This is a genomic window from Cellvibrio sp. (assembly GCF_039207905.1).
Taxonomy (GTDB): Bacteria; Pseudomonadota; Gammaproteobacteria; order Pseudomonadales; family Cellvibrionaceae; genus Cellvibrio.
In genome coordinates this window covers 87,584-106,349 of sequence record NZ_JBCECX010000006.1, presented here as the reverse complement: position 1 = coordinate 106,349, position 18,766 = coordinate 87,584, and the positions used below count along the sequence as shown (strand labels likewise).

The 18,766-nt window shown below is 49.9% G+C and carries 9 protein-coding genes; 1 reads left to right on the top strand and 8 read right to left on the bottom strand.

What is annotated here, in order from left to right; translation table 11 throughout:
• Nucleotides 1-283: 283 nt before the first annotated feature.
• The 7 genes from AAGC78_RS05215 to AAGC78_RS05185 all read right to left on the bottom strand — a co-directional run bounded on the left by AAGC78_RS05215 (nucleotide 284) and on the right by AAGC78_RS05185 (nucleotide 9,463).
• Nucleotides 284-3,304, bottom strand: a complete 3,021-nt coding sequence (locus AAGC78_RS05215; RefSeq protein ID WP_435782988.1) for a TonB-dependent receptor — start codon at nucleotides 3,302-3,304, stop codon at nucleotides 284-286.
• A gap of 149 nt (nucleotides 3,305-3,453) precedes the next feature.
• Nucleotides 3,454-4,512, bottom strand: a complete 1,059-nt coding sequence (locus AAGC78_RS05210; protein ID WP_435782987.1) for a FecR family protein — start codon at nucleotides 4,510-4,512, stop codon at nucleotides 3,454-3,456.
• Complete coding sequence (locus AAGC78_RS05205; RefSeq protein ID WP_435782986.1) at nucleotides 4,512-5,069, bottom strand: RNA polymerase sigma factor; 558 nt, start codon at nucleotides 5,067-5,069, stop codon at nucleotides 4,512-4,514. Before AAGC78_RS05205 ends, AAGC78_RS05210 begins: the two co-directional genes overlap by 1 nt.
• Before the next feature lie 198 nt (nucleotides 5,070-5,267).
• Nucleotides 5,268-6,278: an alpha/beta hydrolase fold domain-containing protein gene (locus tag AAGC78_RS05200; protein ID WP_435782985.1), complete on the bottom strand. Its 1,011-nt coding sequence runs from the start codon at nucleotides 6,276-6,278 to the stop codon at nucleotides 5,268-5,270.
• Nucleotides 6,279-6,358: 80 nt separating this feature from the next.
• Nucleotides 6,359-7,570, bottom strand: a complete 1,212-nt coding sequence (locus AAGC78_RS05195) for a pectinesterase family protein (protein WP_435782984.1) — start codon at nucleotides 7,568-7,570, stop codon at nucleotides 6,359-6,361.
• A 215-nt stretch (nucleotides 7,571-7,785) separates the two neighbouring features.
• Nucleotides 7,786-8,676 (bottom strand): branched-chain-amino-acid transaminase, encoded by an 891-nt coding sequence (ilvE, locus tag AAGC78_RS05190; protein ID WP_435782983.1) that lies wholly within the window; start codon nucleotides 8,674-8,676, stop codon nucleotides 7,786-7,788.
• On the bottom strand, nucleotides 8,669-9,463 hold the full coding sequence (locus tag AAGC78_RS05185) for a PhzF family phenazine biosynthesis protein (protein WP_435782982.1): 795 nt from the start codon (nucleotides 9,461-9,463) through the stop codon (nucleotides 8,669-8,671). The genes ilvE and AAGC78_RS05185 overlap by 8 nt, the downstream gene beginning before the upstream one ends.
• Nucleotides 9,464-9,636: 173 nt before the next feature.
• Between AAGC78_RS05185 and AAGC78_RS05180 the strand changes: the two genes are divergently transcribed.
• A complete protein-coding gene (locus AAGC78_RS05180; RefSeq protein WP_435782981.1) occupies nucleotides 9,637-11,037 on the top strand; it encodes a PLP-dependent aminotransferase family protein in 1,401 nt (466 codons plus the stop codon).
• Nucleotides 11,038-11,059: 22 nt separating this feature from the next.
• Here AAGC78_RS05180 and AAGC78_RS05175 read toward each other — a convergent pair whose 3' ends face one another.
• Nucleotides 11,060-18,766: a DUF4347 domain-containing protein gene (locus AAGC78_RS05175; RefSeq protein WP_435782980.1), complete on the bottom strand. Its 7,707-nt coding sequence runs from the start codon at nucleotides 18,764-18,766 to the stop codon at nucleotides 11,060-11,062.

Sequence of the window (18,766 nt, the reverse complement as noted above, 5' to 3'; positions counted from 1 at the left end):
AGGTTACCTTCACCAGAGGATTACCCGAGAAAATTGAAACATCGGTTCACTTATAGTTAGAGGCTGCGTAATTTATTGTTGTCGTATGTTTATTGTTAAGGCTCTTCCGAGTCATTCCACAGTGTAGTTATATTTTTCGAGCTTGCCCGAATTACTGCAGTGTAAATAAAAAAAGGAGGTCATGCGACCTCCCCGGCTATAAATGTGCCTCAATAGTGTTACATGGGAAATAACTACCCACTATCAGGGATAGTGGTCTCGCAGCAGTCCATTGCTTCCCGCGTTAGAGGGAATAACGAACTCCTACCAAAAATTGTCTGCCCGTGTGGTTGATCTCTCTGGTCATATCCATGGTGCCATCGCCAGTACCGTAAATACGCTCCACTTCATCGGTCAGGTTGATCGCTTCAAAGGTGAATGTCAGGTTATCGTTGAAGTGATAAAACGATGACAAATCGATATGGGTTGGGCCGTATTTCATTTCCGAGGCATGTCCGTTATCGCTTGGTTTGCTCAGCAGATAATCATCACGCTTGTTCGCCGATACGCGCACACCGTAATTATCCACTTCATAAAACACGGTCATGTTGTAGGAATTTTCCGACACGCCCAACATATCGCCCGCATTCACATGGGTGTAGTTTGACACCACACCAAGATTAGAAAGCAAGCCCGGCAACGAACTAAAGGTTTGTTGATAAATCAACTCGTACCCTTTTACATCGTAACCAGCATTGTCATTCACCGGAATGTAATGCGTGTAGGGCACAGTGCGTGGGTCTGCGTTGTAGGCTTCATCGTATTGCGGATCAGATAAAATCGCATCGTAATATTCTGGATCAATCAGCTTCTCAACGATGTCTGTTTTCAACGAGGTAGTTACATTTTTAAAGAAGTAATTTACGGCGAGCAAACTTTCATCCGCAAAATACCATTCTGCACTCAGGTCGATATCATTGGATTCAAATGGATTCAAACCCGGGTTGCCAAGATTACTTACTGTGCGCGTGGTGTAACCAAAGCTGGGCGCAGCGATATTCAATGAACCCAAATCCGGACGGGTCATGGTTTTGCCGTACGAAAGACGGGTCACCACATCTTCAGTAACATCCAGCGAGAAATTCATCGATGGCAAAAAGTTTTTGTAGCTGCGATCCAACTCAACCGCACTGCCATTGATCCAGGCTTGCGAAGTTACATCGGTATTGACTGCACGCACACCAAAATTGGTTTTGAGCAGCATGCTACCTACATCAAACTCGTTGTTTAACTCAACAAATGCGGCGAGCGTTTCTTCACCTACAATCCAGGCAGCACTTTGGTTGTCGGTGTAATCTTTGGAGATGCGGTTATCGCGATAGATTGCATCGAAGTCGGCCACCAGGAAGGGAACCAAATCGCCATCCAACCCTTTACCGAAATCGGATACTGGCAGCATTTTGGTGTAGCCCACTGCAGAAAACGCTGTTGGATAATTACCGTTGCCTTCGCGGGATTCTACTTTGCGATCGTTGTAGGCAATACCGGTTTCGATTGAGTAGCGATCTTGAGTAAACGTTAAATCGATCTTCGATGTCAGGTTATCTTTTTTAACAAAGTTGGAGCGATTGTTTGCAGTAGTGACCTGATAATTGTCTGAATCGTAATAGTCGTAGCCTTCACCCCAGGATACTTTTGGAATATCCATGTTATCGGTGAAATCAAACGAATACTGATGCGAATCAGAAATGTAATAAAAACGAACTTCTTCGCGATCAGCTTCGTTCGTTGCTTTACCGACCATGGCATTTAATTTAAGTGAATCGCTCAGATCAAATTCACCGGATAATACATATTGATCAAACACAGACTTGGATGTTTGATCACGACTTTCAATCCAGGATTCCACATCATCGTAAGTACCAGCCATGATGCGCTTGCCATCTGGATGCACAGTAATTTCCAGCGGCGTAATTTCATTGTGGGTTAAGAACCACTCCATCGAGTTGTAGTTAACACGATTATTGTTAAGCTCGGAGTGCAAAACATCGAGGGTGACTTTTGCAGTATCTGACGGGCGATATTGGAATGAGGTAGTAACACCGAGACGTTCCTGATCATTACCAAAATAATCCGCACGCGGTAAACGCGGTGCCCACAAGCAGTTAGTTGCCGCAACAGCGCTGCCATTAAGCTGGCAATCATTTTCGGCAATATTGCCATTAATCACCGGATTAGCGCTGGTTGGATAAACATTGTTGGTGGCAACCGGAGTTGTCCAACGCACAGTACCAAAACCTTCCTGACGCACGGTGCGATCTGAATAGGCAACGGAAACCAATGCACCGAGAGTATCGTCGGCAAAAGTATTGCTCATCATAAACGCAAGGCGCGGATCATTTTTTTCGCTCAGGTCGTTGTAACCATTTTGCAGTGATGCAGCGACTTTAAAACCGTCAAAATCAAATGGCTTGGCAGAATACAAATCTACGGTACCGGCGATGCCGCCCTCTTCCATCGACGCAGTGGTAGATTTTTGAATATCAACACGATTAAACAATTCAGAGGCAAACACATGGAAGTCAAACGCGCGGCTTGCATTGATGGTCACGCCGCCCGAGTCCAAGCCATCGCTGCCTGCAGGAACTTCCATACCGTTAAGCGTGGTGCGAGTAAATGATGGACTAAAGCCACGCAGCGTAATGTTGCGCCCTTCACCACCTTCGCGCGAAATCGCAACACCGGGAATACGTTGGATAGATTCTGCGATATTGAGATCAGGAAATTTGCCGATATCTTCCGCCATGATAGATTCTTTGGCGTTAACGGCACTGCGCTTTTGATCAAGGCTTTTCAGCAATGAGCCACGAAAGCCGGTTACGATGAGCTCTTCTACATCATTCGCTTGTGAGTCTTGCGCTATAGTTTGTGCTGCAGCGAGTGAAGATATGGCGAGTACAACAGCAGTTGATAATTTATTTTTGTGCAGCATGGAATGCTTCCCCTCTAAATCGTTATTAGTACGTATAGAAAGCTGGCCATTGTTGTTAACTGCAAGGTAGAGGCCGGAACCCTCAAGCAGGGTTATTGCTCCATCTACTACCGAGTAGGTTCCCACCAGTTCACGCGTTCTCACCGCAACGACTTTATCGTAAGGAACGATAATGGTGAGATTGGATTGCTGCGCAAATTCTGTGAGTGCAATGTCAGCTTTATTTTCGGAGATATTGAACGGAATCAATTGCGCAAGATTGGTGTTCTCTGCTTGCACCTGACAAGAGCAAGTAGTGAGTAAGGCAACCATCACAATATTATTTTTATTCAATTCAACTTTCTCCGGTGCGGTTATTCACCGCTGTACTAAAGACGATTTAGTTTTTATTTTCCTCCATACTGCTCAAACAAATTTTTTAATTTTTAATCAATGGCCCTTAAATAAAATCAAAATAACTTTAAAATTCATTGCTATAAAAATTACTGCAATAAAGAAAGTTCGATCACACCATCGCTTGAACGTGTGCTGTCGATATTAAAATTTTCCTTCAACGCCACCAGCAAACCATCGACGTCGCCGGCTTTATACAAGCCAGCGATACGCACATCGCTAATACGTTGATCGACAACTTTAAAGTTCTCCGGTGTGTAGCGGCTCAATTCATTGAGCGCGTCTTGCAAGGTTTCACCGCGAAATACCAGATTGCCATCGCGCCACGACAGGCGATCATGAATCACCGCTGTGTTAATGGTTTCTACTGCAACCGGCTCACTGGCGCGCGCGCTTAATTTTTCACCCTGCCCTAACACTTGAATAACACCAGGTTTGGCAGTCGCGTTGGCGATAGTATTGGTTTTATCGGCCATGGGTTTAACATGCACCTTGCCTTCGGTGACGATCACATCAAAATCCAATTCATCTTTTAGGTACACATTAAACACAGTACCTACTGCTTCCACGACACGATCACCCACTTGCACACGCAGCGGGCGCTGTTTGTCGTGCGCTACTTCAACTAACAACTCACCTTTATTTAATACCAGCAAGCGCTCGTGTTCACTGTAAGTTACCGACACTTGGGTGTTGGTATTCAGCAACAGCTTTGTCCCATCAGGTAAATTAATAGTTGAGTGGGCACCGATGCCAGTTTCGTACAAAGTATTAGATGTTGTGCTCGCCTGCAGCGGTTGTTTGGTTGCCGGCTCCTGCAACAGCGTCGCCGGTGCCAGCACATTAAATGCTAATACCAGCACCAGTGCCGATGCGGCCACCGCCCAAACAGCGCGGCCAGTTCCAATACTTTTGCGCGGCTGCGCTGCGGGTGCATCAAACAATTCGGACAACACCGACAAACTGTCCATGCGATCCCAGAGTTTTGCCATCTCCAACAAACATTCTTTATGTTTGGGGCTTAGCGACAACCACTGGCGCAACGATTCTGTTTCTTCATCTGATAATCCGCGATCAAGGCGCGTGACCCATAGGCTCGCCTCCTCATAAATCTGGTTATCCGTTTGGAATTGATAAATATTCGTCATCACATTACATCCCGACTCTTAATAGAGCCCGAATCCTCGTTAATGCTGGCGGGAGCGCGGTTCATAAATTGACGACAGCGAACCAAACCCATAGCGATGTGCTTTTCAACAGTGTTTTCACTGATATTTAAATTTTCTGCAATTTCTTTTTGCGAATAACCGTACACTTTTTTCAACACAAAAGCCTTCCGGCATTGCAGCGGCAAGTGGCGAACCGCCTCGCAAAAATGTTCAAACTCTTGTGTTGCCGACACTTGGCTGTAGACCTGATCGAAATCACCATCGACCACATCCAAGCCGAGCCCCTCGTCCTCCATACTCACATTGCTCCGGGTATCGGCGCGCTTGAGATGATCGAGCGCGAGATTGCGGGCAGTGCGATACAAAAACGAACGCGGATGCAGTATCTGCTCGGTCTTGTTCACCGCGCAGATGCGCACATAGGTTTCCTGCACTATGTCTTCGATTTCTTTGGGCGGCACCAAACGCGATACAGCCCTCATCAACCCGTTTCGAATCGACAGGTAGACGCTCTCCAAGCTCTCTTTATTAGTCATGATTATTCTTCTAGATTCTGTAGTGTCAAACACCCCCCGGCGTCGAGACCAGGGGGTTTTGTATCATGACGATTGGCAGCGAAAAATCCGCCAGTCACAGGAGAAAGAATAGCACCAACACTGAAATCGGCGGTGCTATTGGTGCCAGAACGATAGACGGCAGGAGGACTTTAAGGCTTGGGCACCCCTTGGGTAAAATCAGGGTTTGAAATGTTCGTTCAAAAATTCCTCAACCACGGCGGCGGCGGGTTTGATGTAAGGCTCATAAAGCCAGAAGGTATGGGGCGTATTTGGCAGAGTGACCACCTTGGTGGGAATGCCGTAAATCGCCATTTTCTTCACCATTTCATCACGCCCGACATGGAAACGCTCCTGCGCGCTATTCAGGTACAGGATCGGCGGGCTGGTTTCACCCACATAGTAAGTCGGCGAGGCGTCATGCCAGAGATCGCGCTTTTCAGCGTAACTACCGCCAAACCAGGCACCTGCGGATGAACGACCAACACCCGGAACATCTTCATGCTTGCGCGCCTCGACAGAGGTGAAATCCGACAAGCCATCGATATTCAGGATCAACTGCACATCGCTCGATACGCCACTCTCTTTAGCCTGCGGATCGAACCTCGCCAGACCATTAGTCATGCCGGTCAAACTGGCAATTTGCCCACCGGCAGATGAACCGCCGACGGCAATTTTGGCAGGATCAACACCAAACTCGGCAGCGTTGGTGCGCAGCCAGCGAATCGCGGCTTTCACATCGTAAACCGCGGCCGGATATTGAGCTTCCGGCGCTAAACGATAGGTAATTGTTGCCGCCACATAACCCGCTTTAGCCAACTCAATCGCCATAGGCGTGAGATGGGTGCGATAGCCCGAACGCCAACCGCCGCAGTGAACAAGCACCACACCGGGAACCGGTTTGCCCACTGCGCCCTGCGTCAATTTGTTTGGCAGATACAAATCCAATTGCAACTCGCGATTGCCGTAGCGCACATAGGTGATATTTTTTTTCTCAATCACATCACCCGGCACAGCAGTACTTGCAATTTGAATCTCGGGAAAACTTTTTACATCGCCAGCAAAACGATTTTCTACCGTATAGGTATTTTCATAAGGAACCAGCGGTGATGCTGTTACAGAAGGCTGTGAGGAGCAGGCAGCAAGGCCACTCAATGCAAACACAATTGTTATTAACGTAGTAGGTTTCATAGTGTCACTCGTTAGATGCAACTTATTTTTAAATTTATTTCGAATACTACAGCAGACGCGAACGCCAACGAAGTCCGCCATCAATTCTTAACCATGGCTCGACCAATCTGCGGACGCCAATCCTGAAAAATCTTTTCCAGTGAATAATCGGCCAATTGCTCATCGGTTAATTGTGGGCGCTGCGGATTAATCGCGGCACCCGGCCCGCTACTTTGGTATTCAAAAAAGCGCGATTCTTCCGGCGTAAATATCCGGCTCTTGGTTCCATCGCGCGCGGTGCCCGGCATGCTTGACCAACCTTGCGTATTGATATGGCTATCCATATAGGTGCGGATAAAAACTGCTTTGCCAATTGCATCCGGATCAGCGTAGCGACCATCAGGGAAATTAGTGGTCGGATGCCAAGGGCGGCCTAGAGTGATACTGCGATCGGGCACACCTTGTTCGCGCGTTAAGGTGCAATCCAAAAAGGTTAGCCCATATTCGCGCGCAATATTGGTTGAAGGTGCGGTGATAAAACTGTGGATCTCACCCTCGGCAAAAATACTATTGCGCGGGCGGCTGATGATGATCGACTTTTCAAATACCACATTGCCTTGCCCAAAAATAAAATCGACGTTGCCACTGATCGTGCTTTGATAAAAATAGGCACGCTTGCCGTGTACAAACAGCGTGTCCTGATAACCTTTTAAAGTCACACGGTTAACGCTCACGCGATCACTAGCAGTATCCAGCAGCAGCGCTACCGCCTGGCTGTCTGCAACTGCATCAGGATCATTGCGCGCTTGCTTGGCATCGTTGGATAAAAAATCGTAAGTGTTTTCAATAGTCAGATCGGCGAGATGCACATCCACCGAATTAATTGCAACAGTTGCAGAGCCAGGTGTACCCCAATTGTCGGTGCGATAAGCACGCGAATTAGCAGCATGGGCATCAAAATAGATAACCGTTCTCTCGGCGCCCTCACCTGTTATATCAATATTCGCACGCCCGATATTCAGCTTCTCATTGTAGCGACCGGCTTTTATCAAAATGCGATAGCGAGTGGCATCATCGCTTGGTGCGGCATCAAGCGCAGCTTTTATAGTCTTGAATGCGGAGGGAGAATCGCCACCGACGACTGCATCAAACAGGGTGATATCAGTTTGAATATGAACGCTGGTATTAGTGGCAACATCAGATTTTGTATTAGCAGCTGTATCGGCATCTACACTGGAGTGGGAAGAGTGCTGGTCACAGGCGCTAAGCCCTAGCATCGCCAGTAGTAAAAAAGTAGATCTTATCGCTCGCATCAAAAGACGCTCCGTTCTTATTGGTAATAGTTGTGTGGGAGATTTGCGCTAAGACGATTGGCAGGCAAAAATCCGCCAGTGCATTGTGAAATTTATTTCAGAGGGGATTTCAACCAAGCGAAATCTTGAAGGGATACAGCGGCGATGCAGCCTGAATATAATCAGGATCAAAGTGATACGAAAGACGGTGGCCCGCTTTGCAGGCCGCCCGATTATTAAATTTCCTGCTGCACCAATTCTTTAAACGCAATAGAAAGTCGCTGATAAATCGCTCCGGGGCATTCGGGAATCTTACGGCCATCGGCGTAACCCACTGGAATTAGTTCTGCTCCGGTACCAGTGAGGAAACATTCATCGGCAGTGAATAAATCGTAAGGTGCGAGTGGTGTTTCGCGGAATTTAATGCCGAGTTTTTCAGCAAGCTCCAGTACCACTTGACGGGTAATTCCATCGAGTGCGCCTTCAATCACCGGCGGCGTCAGCAATTCACCTTTCTTGACGATAAAAATATTATCCGCACTGCCCTCGGCAATCCGGCCGGAACTATTCAATAAAATCGCTTCATCGGCACCAGCGTGAGTGGCTTCCATGCGCGCGAGAATATGGTTGAGATAATTCAAACTTTTGATGCGTGGATCTAAACCGTCGGCGCCTAAACGACGAGTCGCCGCGATAATCACTTTTGCGCCTTCACTGCGCACGCGCTCGCTGACCATATGTAGAGTGTCGGCGATAATAAATAACTGCGGTGAATGGCAGCGTGAAGGATCAATACCCAAAGGCCCTACACCGCGCGTAACCACCATGCGCATATAGCCATCTTTTGTCGGCGCAGCGGCGATGGTTTCCTCTACAGCTTGCGAGAGAACTTCAATGTTGTAGGGAATTTCCAATGCAATCGCGCGCGCAGAAAGCATTAATCGCTCAAGATGCGCTTGTAAGCGAAACGCTTTGCCGTTGTAAAAACGAATGCCTTCAAATACACCGTCACCGTACAAAAGCCCGTGATCAAACACCGAGACACTTGCCTGCTCTACAGGAACTATTTGCCCGTTCATCCAGCAAACTGGTGATGGTTTTTGAGTGGCAAGTGCGGGATTAGCCATGAAATTCTCCGGTTAACATTGTGTGTGCTTTGCCGGTGAGGTAAACGCGCTCGCCAGCCCATTCAACCGTGAGTAAGCCGGTGCGCGCCGATGCCTGCAATGCTTGCAAGCGCGCTTTGCCCAATCGCTGTGACCAAAAAACAGAAAGCAGGCAGTGAGCAGAACCGGTAACTGAATCCTCGGAAATGCCGACGCGCGGTGCAAAAAAGCGCGAGACAATATCCAGGCCTGGTTTATCCGCAGGTGCGGTGACAATCAACCCGCGCTCGGTGAAGGAGCTGATCAAGGCGTCATCGGTCTTGAAATTGCGCACTTGCTCAGCGGTGTCCAGTACCACAATCAGATCGTCGCGGCCACGGCCAAACCAGTTAGGTTGTCCGCCTAAGAGCTGCAATAAAGGCTCAGGCACTTTGCGGATCAAGGTCGGCGAGTCGGCGGGGAAATCCAGACGAATGTTCGCGCCCTGACGCACGGCTTCCAACACACCACTGCGCGTACGGAATTTCAACTCAGGTGCGCGCTCGCCCGCCTCATGCCAGAGCGCATGAGCAGCGGCCAAGGTAGCGTGGCCGCACAAGCTGACTTCAGTGGTGGGCGTAAACCAGCGCAGGCTCCAGACTTCAGGCGCTTGCTTGAGCAGGAATGCGGTTTCGGCCTGATTCATCTCTGCCGCGACTTTTTGCATCCAGCTGGTTGAGCGCTCTTCGCGCAGCAAACACACACCGGCAGGATTTCCGGTAAATAGCCCGTCAACAAATGCATCCACGAGATAAAGGGGTTGCCCCATGATTTTTCTCCTAACCCGATAGAGCTAACACGATGAGATTGGCAGTGTATTTTTTCACCGCCATACGGTACAGTTTCAAAACAATTTAATTGATACGGTACAGATTAATTAAAAATAAACTGTACCTATACAAATCACCCAAAACTGTACCTATACACGCCTTTGGAGCCGCGATGGATATCCTTTACCGCAAACTTGCCGATGAGTTGGCCAGCCTGATTAACGCGGGCGGATTCCAATCGGGCGACCGTATGCCGGGTGTACGTGCCCAGGCGCAATTGCGCAGTTTGAGCATCGCGACTGTCATCGCCGCTTATCGCCAATTGGAGGATTGGGGCTTACTGGAAGTGCGCAACCGCTCCGGGTTTTACGTTAAATCCAAACCCAATTTGACCGTTCCGCCGCCACGGATTGTGGTGACGACCATGCGCCCTGCCCCTGTTACTGGTCAGGATATGGTGTTGCAACTAGTGAAAGCGGCGAATGATCCGACCATCGTGCAATTGGGTGCTGCAGTGCCAGCGCCGGAGTTCTTGCCGACCCGCGCTATTGAACAGGCGCTGACCAAAGCAGCGCGGCAATATCGCGTGCGCACGGCTAATTATGAGTTCTCACCCGGTGCGCCGGAATTGCGCCGCCAGTTATCGCGCCGCTTGGCCGATGCAGGCTGCGCGATTCATCCGGATAATCTGGTGATCACCAACGGCTGCCAAGAGGCACTGACGCTTGCATTGCGCGCAACCACAGCGCCCGGCGATGTAGTTGCGATTGAATCGCCCACCTTTTACGGCTTGCTGCAAATCATTGAGTCGCTGGGATTGGAAGCGCTGGAAATCCCCACAAATCCGCATTCAGGAATGTCGTTGGAGGCACTGGAATTGGCGCTGAGTCGCTGGCCGATCAAAGCCTGTGTAGTCACCCCCAACTTCAGTAATCCACTCGGCTGCCTGATGCCCGATGAGCACAAACAAAAATTGGTAGCGATGCTCAAGGCACGCGATATCCCACTGATTGAAGATGATATTTACGGTGACTTGAGTTTCAGCCATGCGCGCCCGTCACTGCTAAAAGGGCTGGATGAGAATGTGATCCTGTGTAGTTCGATTTCCAAAACCCTGTCGCCCGGTTTGCGCGTGGGTTGGATCGCACCGGGGCGCTATCAGGATAGAGTTGAATACATGAAGTACGTGCTCAATCTAGCCACCGCCACTATCCCGCAACTGGCGGTGACCGAGCTGCTGGAGAATAACCAATACGACCGACATTTACGCCGTGTGCGGGGCGATTATGCGCAAGCTGTGGCGCAGATGACGGAAGCGGTAATCCATTATTTTCCTGAGGGAACCAAAATTACCCGGCCGGAAGGTGGTTTTGTGGTCTGGCTGGAATTACCCGGAGAAGTCGACAGTTTCTTGTTGGCGAAAAAGGCGCTGGAGATTGGAGTCAGTATCGCCCCCGGCCCAATATTTTCGGCCAGCCAAAAATACCGGCAATTTATCCGGCTCTCTTGCGCATGCGTGTGGGGGAATCGGGTGGAGCGAGCGGTGATGAATTTGGCGGGGCTGCTCCGTTAACCGGAGCAGCCTAATCACTTAACTAGAAATGAAAACTGCTGGTGAAGGAAAATAAATCGGCTTCTTGCTCTTCAAAATAAATCCGGCGTAAGCCAAGCCCTAAACCGATACGGTCAGTAAGTGGCAATTCAAATTTGAATCCCACTAACGGATCATTGCCTTTTTCTTTGTCTACCGAGAACACATTACTCGCCACACCAATTTCGCTGCGCCATACGAATACACCAACTTCCGCCGACACTTTAAACAGGGAGTTTGGCGTTAGCACCACGCCTTGTACTAACGTCAGCCCCTCTGCGCTCAATGGATAATTCGCCGCAAAATCGCGCGCAAATTCATCCAGATCGGTACCACCCGCCAATGTCACATCGACGGTGACATCGCCTAAATCGAGATAACCCAATTCGGTGTAGTGATTACTGTCCCATTGATGGCCGAGCGCGAGATGATATCCCGCGCGGTTTTCGTCATACCGATTGATTGCAAACTCATGACCGGCAGCCGAAACACCTGAAACAAAATCCTCTTCTTCCTGACTGCTCACAACATTGGAGATATCCGCACGCAGATAAAATCCTTTGTCGTCTTTCGCCTGCACATTTGCCGCAGTGGCGACTAAAGCAATCACAACGAACCAGATTGGCTTCAAACGTTTCATCATCATTAAACCTCCCAGTAACAACAACCAGATTCCACCCATCGCACCGCCGCCTTTGGATTTAACCTCAACCGGTGGTTTTGGTGGCTCCGGAGGTTCCGGTGGCTCAACCTCTTTTGCCTCGCTGACAGCACCTGGATCGACCACAGCCGAGTTCACCTGTCCATCATCGTCATTAGGGCCACCATCTTCGATGGTTAATTGCACACACAGATGGCCTTGTGTAAGACCTGATGTCCAGTCAGATGTACCAGGCGGAGGGCAATAACCCGCATTCCCAGCCGCCGAATGAAGAGCATTGTTTGCATTTGAGACAAAGTTTACCCAACTTCCATTTTGGAATTTGCGGTACACCGCGTTGGCCGGAATGGCCGAACGCTGTGGAATTACCACACGAACTGATTGCCCCGGAGTTGGCAGGTCACGAATGGCAAAATCGAATATTCCACCAACTGGCTCAAATGCCGGGTCGGCAACCAGACTATTCAAACTGCCAATTTCTTCGTCGAGAATCTGCACACCACCGGAGTTACCACCACGTGCAAACAGGCCCAGACCACAACGCACACCGGGATCACACTCAATCAGATAAGCGTTGGTAGTATTTCCCTGTTGCGGCAAGATGTTGCTGGAAGGCATGTTATCCAGATAATCAGGGATACCGTTGTCATCCGAGTCACTAGTGCCCTCAGCCGCATCACTAATACCATCTTGGTCAGTATCCGTATTCTCATCCAACACCGGTAATGTATTGACCACACGGAAGTAAGCGGAGGTCTGAACAATTGCACCGCCAGAGTCCGTCACAATCACTTGAATTTGATAGCTGCCAGACAAACCAGATGGATCAATAGTCCTGCTGGCACTCGCTGCATCACCAATCAGACCCGTACCAATCCATTGGAAGGTGTGAGTATCAGTTTTATTGGCATCAGTTACCGACGCAGTCAAGGTTACCGCTCCACCGCCAGGTGTCACGAGACTAGTATCGACACCACCCTGACTGACAACGAGATTAACCACTGGCGGGACATTGCCCGAACGGATATCGATTACGTGACGATTGGCAACACCGGCATTGATTCCTGCCCCAAGAGCAACCACTAACTGACTGTCACTAAAGCCAGTCACCGCATTCAATTTCACCGGCACAACAACTTCTACCTGGCCCGGCTGTGTAAAGATCGCAGTACCATCTACCAAATTATGTTCTGCTACAGTTGCGGTACTAGTTGCATCAATCGCATAAGGAATACTCAGTGGATAAACTGGTGATGGGCCATTCAGCAACACACGGAATTCCACATCACTATCACGTACAGCAATTTGCGATTTGCTCAAGGACACCAGCGGCGCAATGTTAACGATCTGCGCACCCTCTCCAGTGATACCGGCAGCATTAATCGCAGTCCACTTCAGCTCGTGGCGACCAGGAGCAAGTAACAGCGCGTTGCTAGCAGTCAAACCTTGGGCCGTTGTCGTGCAACAGTCATTACCTGAAACTCCATCTTTCGCAATTAGTTTCACCGCCTGATCCACATCCCCCTCACTGGCTGAAGAGTTCAATCCCAGCAGTTGTCGCAAAGTAACAGGGGTAAACAGCGCAGTGGCATTGATATCAAGATTTGCAGGAGCCGTAACAACTGGCTGCAAAGGATCAAGAGTAGAAATTACCTCGATATCAAACGCAGGCAAGGCGGTGCTGACAGTACCATCGCTAACGCTGATCACTATCGCACCATGCACTCCCGCATCAGCATTGGCAGGCGTACCCGTCAACGCACCGGTTGTGGTATTGAAACTGGCCCATGATGGCTTGTTGGTGATACTGAAGGTCAGTGCATCAGCTACATCCACATCGCTCGCGGTCGGGGTGAAGCTGTAGGCGACATCCTGATTCACGTTAGTGCTTGGTGTGCCGGTGATGATCGGAGCATCATTCACGGCCGTGATGGTGACATTGACCGTAATATTGGCATTGGCAGTGCCGTCACTGACGCGCACCACAAAACTATCACTGCCGTTGTAATTGGCAGTTGGGGTATAACTGACCGCACCACTCAACACACTAGCACTGCCATGTTGCGCCGCACTGCTGATACTCCAGGTCAGCGGATCACTATCCCCGTCTGTAGCAGTCAGAGTCAAAGCAAACGGTGTAGGCGAACCATCCTCACTCATAGTTACATTGGTCGCACTACCCTGCGTAATCACCGGTGCAGAGTTCAATGGTAGAGCTGGTGTAACCGCATTGGATGCACCAGAAACTCCACCTGTGCCCACACTATTGGTAGCAGCGACAGCAAAGGTATAGCTGGTGCCGTTGGTCAATCCGGTAAACGTATAGGGTGATGCAGTTGCCGTACGGGTGATACCGCCGGGGTTAGCCGTCACGGTGTAACTGGTAATAGCAGCACCTCCATTCGAAGTCGGCGCAGTAAAGGTGACAGTCGCCTGGGCATTGCCAGCCGTCGCTGTACCTATAGTCGGCACACCGGGCAATACCGCATTCACGGCAAAGCTACGTGTCACCTGGGTTGCAGCCAGATAACTGCCATTACCCGGTTGATCAGCGTTAATGGTACAGGTACCAGCAGTCACAAACGTCACTACTCCAACACTGGTAATAGTACAAACACCTGTAGTTGAGGAAGTAAAGGTCGGCGACAAACCGGAATCCGAGTTGGCACTAAGTGTCGGCGTAGCACCAAAATTTTGCGGACCAGGATTAATGAAGGTAATGGTTTGGGTCGATTTTGGTATGACCGAGTTGGATGCGCTGGAAGCAGGACCAGTACCCGCTGAGTTATCTGCAGTAACTGTAAAGGTATAGGCCTGGCCATTGGTTAAACCAGTTACCACAATCGGTGATGACGCACCATTCACTGGCGCAACATCCGCCGGGCTCACTGTCACTGTATAACCAGTAATAGTAGTGCCACCGGTGTTAACTGGCGCAGTAAAGGCCACGCTCACCTGAGTATCACCAGCAACTGCAGTACCGATGGTTGGAGCATTGGGAACAATAGGACTGACGGTAAACGAACGACTTACCTGCGGCGCAGGCAAATATTGCGTATTACCCGCCTGATTCGCATTAATCGTACAAGTACCGGCCGTTACAAAGGTCAGTATTCCACCACTGGTGATAGTACACACACCGGTGGTAGATGAGGTGAAAGCCACTGTCAGCCCAGAGGTAGATGATGCCCCACCGCCCAATATAGACAAGTCAGGTGCGGTACCGAAACTCTGTGTTCCCGGGTTGGCAAAGGTAATCACTTGTGGTGATGCAGGCGTGATCGAGTTAGACACACCAGATGCACCACCAGTACCCGCCACGTTGGTAGCAGTCACGGTAAAGGTATAAGAAACACCATTGGTCAAACCAGTCACAGTAATTGGCGACCCTGCACCTGTGCCGGTAAAACCACCAGGGTTAGAGGTCACGGTATAACCGGTAATCGTTGCACCGCCATTACTAGCTGGAGCAGTAAAGGCTACATCCGCCTGGGTATCACCTGCTGTTGCAGTGCCAATAGTTGGGGCACCAGGAACTATCGCATTCACAGTAAAGGTACGGCTGACAGTCATGGCCGCATTGGTCGTCGCATCACCCGCCTGATCTGCATCAATCGTACAAGTACCGGCCGTCACAAAGGTCAACACGCCGCCGGAGGTGATAGTGCATACACCGGTAGTGGATGAACTGAAGGTTACCGCTAAACCGGAAGTTGATGACCCACTCAGTGTTGGCGAGCCACCAAAGTTCTGTGCACCCGGATTCGTGAAGGTAATGGTTTGGTTCGCAGGGTTGACTGTAAACGAACGGGTCACCTGCGGTGCTGGCAAGTAGGTCGAATCGCCGGCCTGGTTCGCATTGATGGTACAGGTACCAGTGCTAACAAAGGTCAGAACACCGCCACCGGTAACCGTACAAACACCGGTTGTGGACGAGGTGAAAGCCACTGTTAGACCTGAAGTGGACGAAACACCCACACCCAAATCCGGAGAGGTGCCAAAACTTTGTGCGCCAGGGTTGGCAAAGGTAATTATTTGCGGTGATGCCGGGGTAATCGAGTTGGACGCACCGGACGCCGAACCAGTACCCGCTGAGTTAGTCGCCGTCACAGTAAAGGTGTACGAAACACCATTAGTCAAACCAGTCACGGTAATCGGTGAACCTGCACCAGTTCCGGTAAAACCACCAGGGTTAGAGGTCACGGTATAACCGGTAATGGTTGCACCACCATTGCTGGCAGGAGCAGTAAAGGCTACATCCGCCTGGGTATCACCGGCGGTTGCGGTAACAGTGGTTGGGGCACCCGGAACTACCGCATTAACAGTAAAGGTACGACTCACGGTAGGAGCTGCATTGGTAGACGCATTACCCGCCTGATCTGCATCGATAGTACAAGAACCTGCAGTCACGAAGGTCAATGTGGTACCGGAAACTGTACAAACACCGGTAGTAGAAGAACTAAAGGTCACCGTTAAACCTGAAGTTGAAGTCCCATTCAAGGGCGGCGTGGTGCCAAAGTTCTGCGACCCCGGGTTCGCAAAGGTGATGGTTTGATCAGCCTTGGGCGTAGCAGAACCAGAAGCACCCGATGCAGTACTGGTTCCTATTGCGTTAGTCGCGGTAACAGTAAAAGTATAAGTAGTGCCATTAGTAAGGCCGGAAACTGTGATCGGCGATGTAGTAAAGCCGTTGCCACCACCGGTAATACCACCGGGGTTGGAGGTCACGGTATAACCGGTAATCGCCGAACCACCGTTACTGGCCGGCGCCGTAAAGGCTACCGAAACCTGCCCATCGCCCGCTGTTGCGGCGCCTACGGTTGGGGCATCTGGTGCAGTGAGGATATTCACTGTATGGGTAGTACCACTGGAGTAGGCAGCGATGCTATTACCCGCGTCGTCTACGATATTGGTTGATCCATTCAAATTAACTTTGAGTGTACCGCTGCCAGAAATTGCCCCTACCGTTACTGTAATAGGATCACCGGAAGAGGCAGACACACTTGCAATAGTGCCTGCGGCTGAACTGGTTACTACCCGGGTGAAATCATCGGTGGAGACATTGCTCACCGACTCACTGAAATCCACGATGAAGTCCACAGTGGTATCACTGGATACCGCCCCGCCCGCTGGCGTTATGCTACTGACAGACGGTGCGATATTATCGACTGTAGCGTTAGTCGTATCCGAAGTTGATGTCGCGTTGCCCGCATTATCTGTTGCGGTAACTGTTACGTTGCGATTGGTGTTATCTATAGCACCCGCAACAATGGTGTAGGTTGCCGTCCAGGTACCTGAACTATTGGTTGCTGAGACAGCCGCACCACCGCCAAATTGGGTGAAGTTCACAGTGACTGAACTGATTGTATCGCTATTGTTGTCACCACCCGCTGTATTGTTCCAGGTAGCAGTTACGGTATCACCAATTTTGTAGGCACCGCTGGTACCTGAAGCACCGGAAATGCTGATTCGGCCATCAGTTACTGTAGGTGCGATGTTATCCACGGTCGCATTGGTGGTATCCGCCGTGGTGGTATTACCACCTGCATTAGTGGCAGTCACACTGACATTGCGGCTGGTGTTATCAATTGCACCAGAGATAATTGTATAAGTAGCCGTCCAGGTATTGCTGCTATTGGAAGCAACTACTGCGGCGCCGCCGCCGAATTGCGAGAAATCAACGGTTACACCGGTAATGCCGGTGTTGTTATCACCACCAGCGGTGTTGTTCCAGGTTGCGGTAACGGTGTCACCAATTTTGTAGGCGCCGCCGGTGCCTGATGCACCGGAGGTACTGATACGGCCATCAGTCACCACAGGAAGTGGTGCAAGAGCTCCCGTAATAGTAAAGGAACGGAACTCAAAGAAAGGTTTAGTGGCTGACCCGCTGGTAGTATCGAACACCAACTTGAACGCTTTCAGTTTTACCCCGGAAAAACCTGCCAACTGCCCAGCCGCGAATGTGAAGGTCTCATCAGGAGTTCCACTTCCAGTAATAGTGCTGGAGGTAATAGTGCTGTTGTCCGGCTTGATCCCGATAACCTGCACATTAGTGAATTGACCACCTAATCCAGAAGCTTCTCCCGCCACCAACCCGGTTAACTCAAAGCTACCAGTATCAACCCCATCTGCAGCGACGTAGAAATAAGTCCCTGTAGTGGAGGTGTTGTAACCAGTCTGTACATAAGCAGGAAAAGGGGCTGAGGAATAAATGCTGACGTTAGAAATGGCACTACCACCGCTGTCTTTAGCGGTAAGAATAAAATCGGTGTGCGTCAGGTTACTGTTGTTATCTACCCAACCTGTTTGAAATGTTTTGGTTCCGCTCGAAGCCACTAACACACTGGAAAAATCCTTCAGGGATTTTTCTGAAAATGCTAAAGCCGTTTCAACATTACCGCGTTTCACTTCCAGATCCCAATCACCATTCAGTGCAGGATTACCAGTTAAATTGTTGGATGCTGCCACATCCAAGCCGGTGTTATTGCTGATAATATCCAGTAAATCTTCACCTGCTTTATTGGCCGCAAGCTCGCAACCATAAAATAATAAATCCCCACCTTCACGCACAGCTCCAGTCAGGGCAGCAAAAGCATGAACCTCCTGCTGGATATTTTCTGCAGTAATGCGTGAATTACCAAGCAAAATCGCACCGGCTTCAGCATGGGAAACGATATGGATTGCCGCCAGATTTTTATGTCCTTCCAGCGCTGAAATCAATTGCGGTAAACCCGCTTCGGTAGAACTGATATGCACCATTTCTACGCCGGGTTTTAAAGCGCGACGCAACACGGATTTATCCGCTTCAGCAACTCCTTCATCTACAATCACCAGTTCACGCACAGAGTGCGCGATCTGAATATCCAGTTGATCACCGGACAAATCAACCAGATCGCGAGGCAGTGCACTGGCATGCGATAAGTCTGCCGCAGACGCATTGATTGACGAACTTAAATAAGTCCGTTGATAGCTCGTCCCCGTTGTCGATGTTGCATAAGCACCCAAGGGTAGTAACAGCGAAGAAAGCCCACTGAATAAAAGATTTTTCAT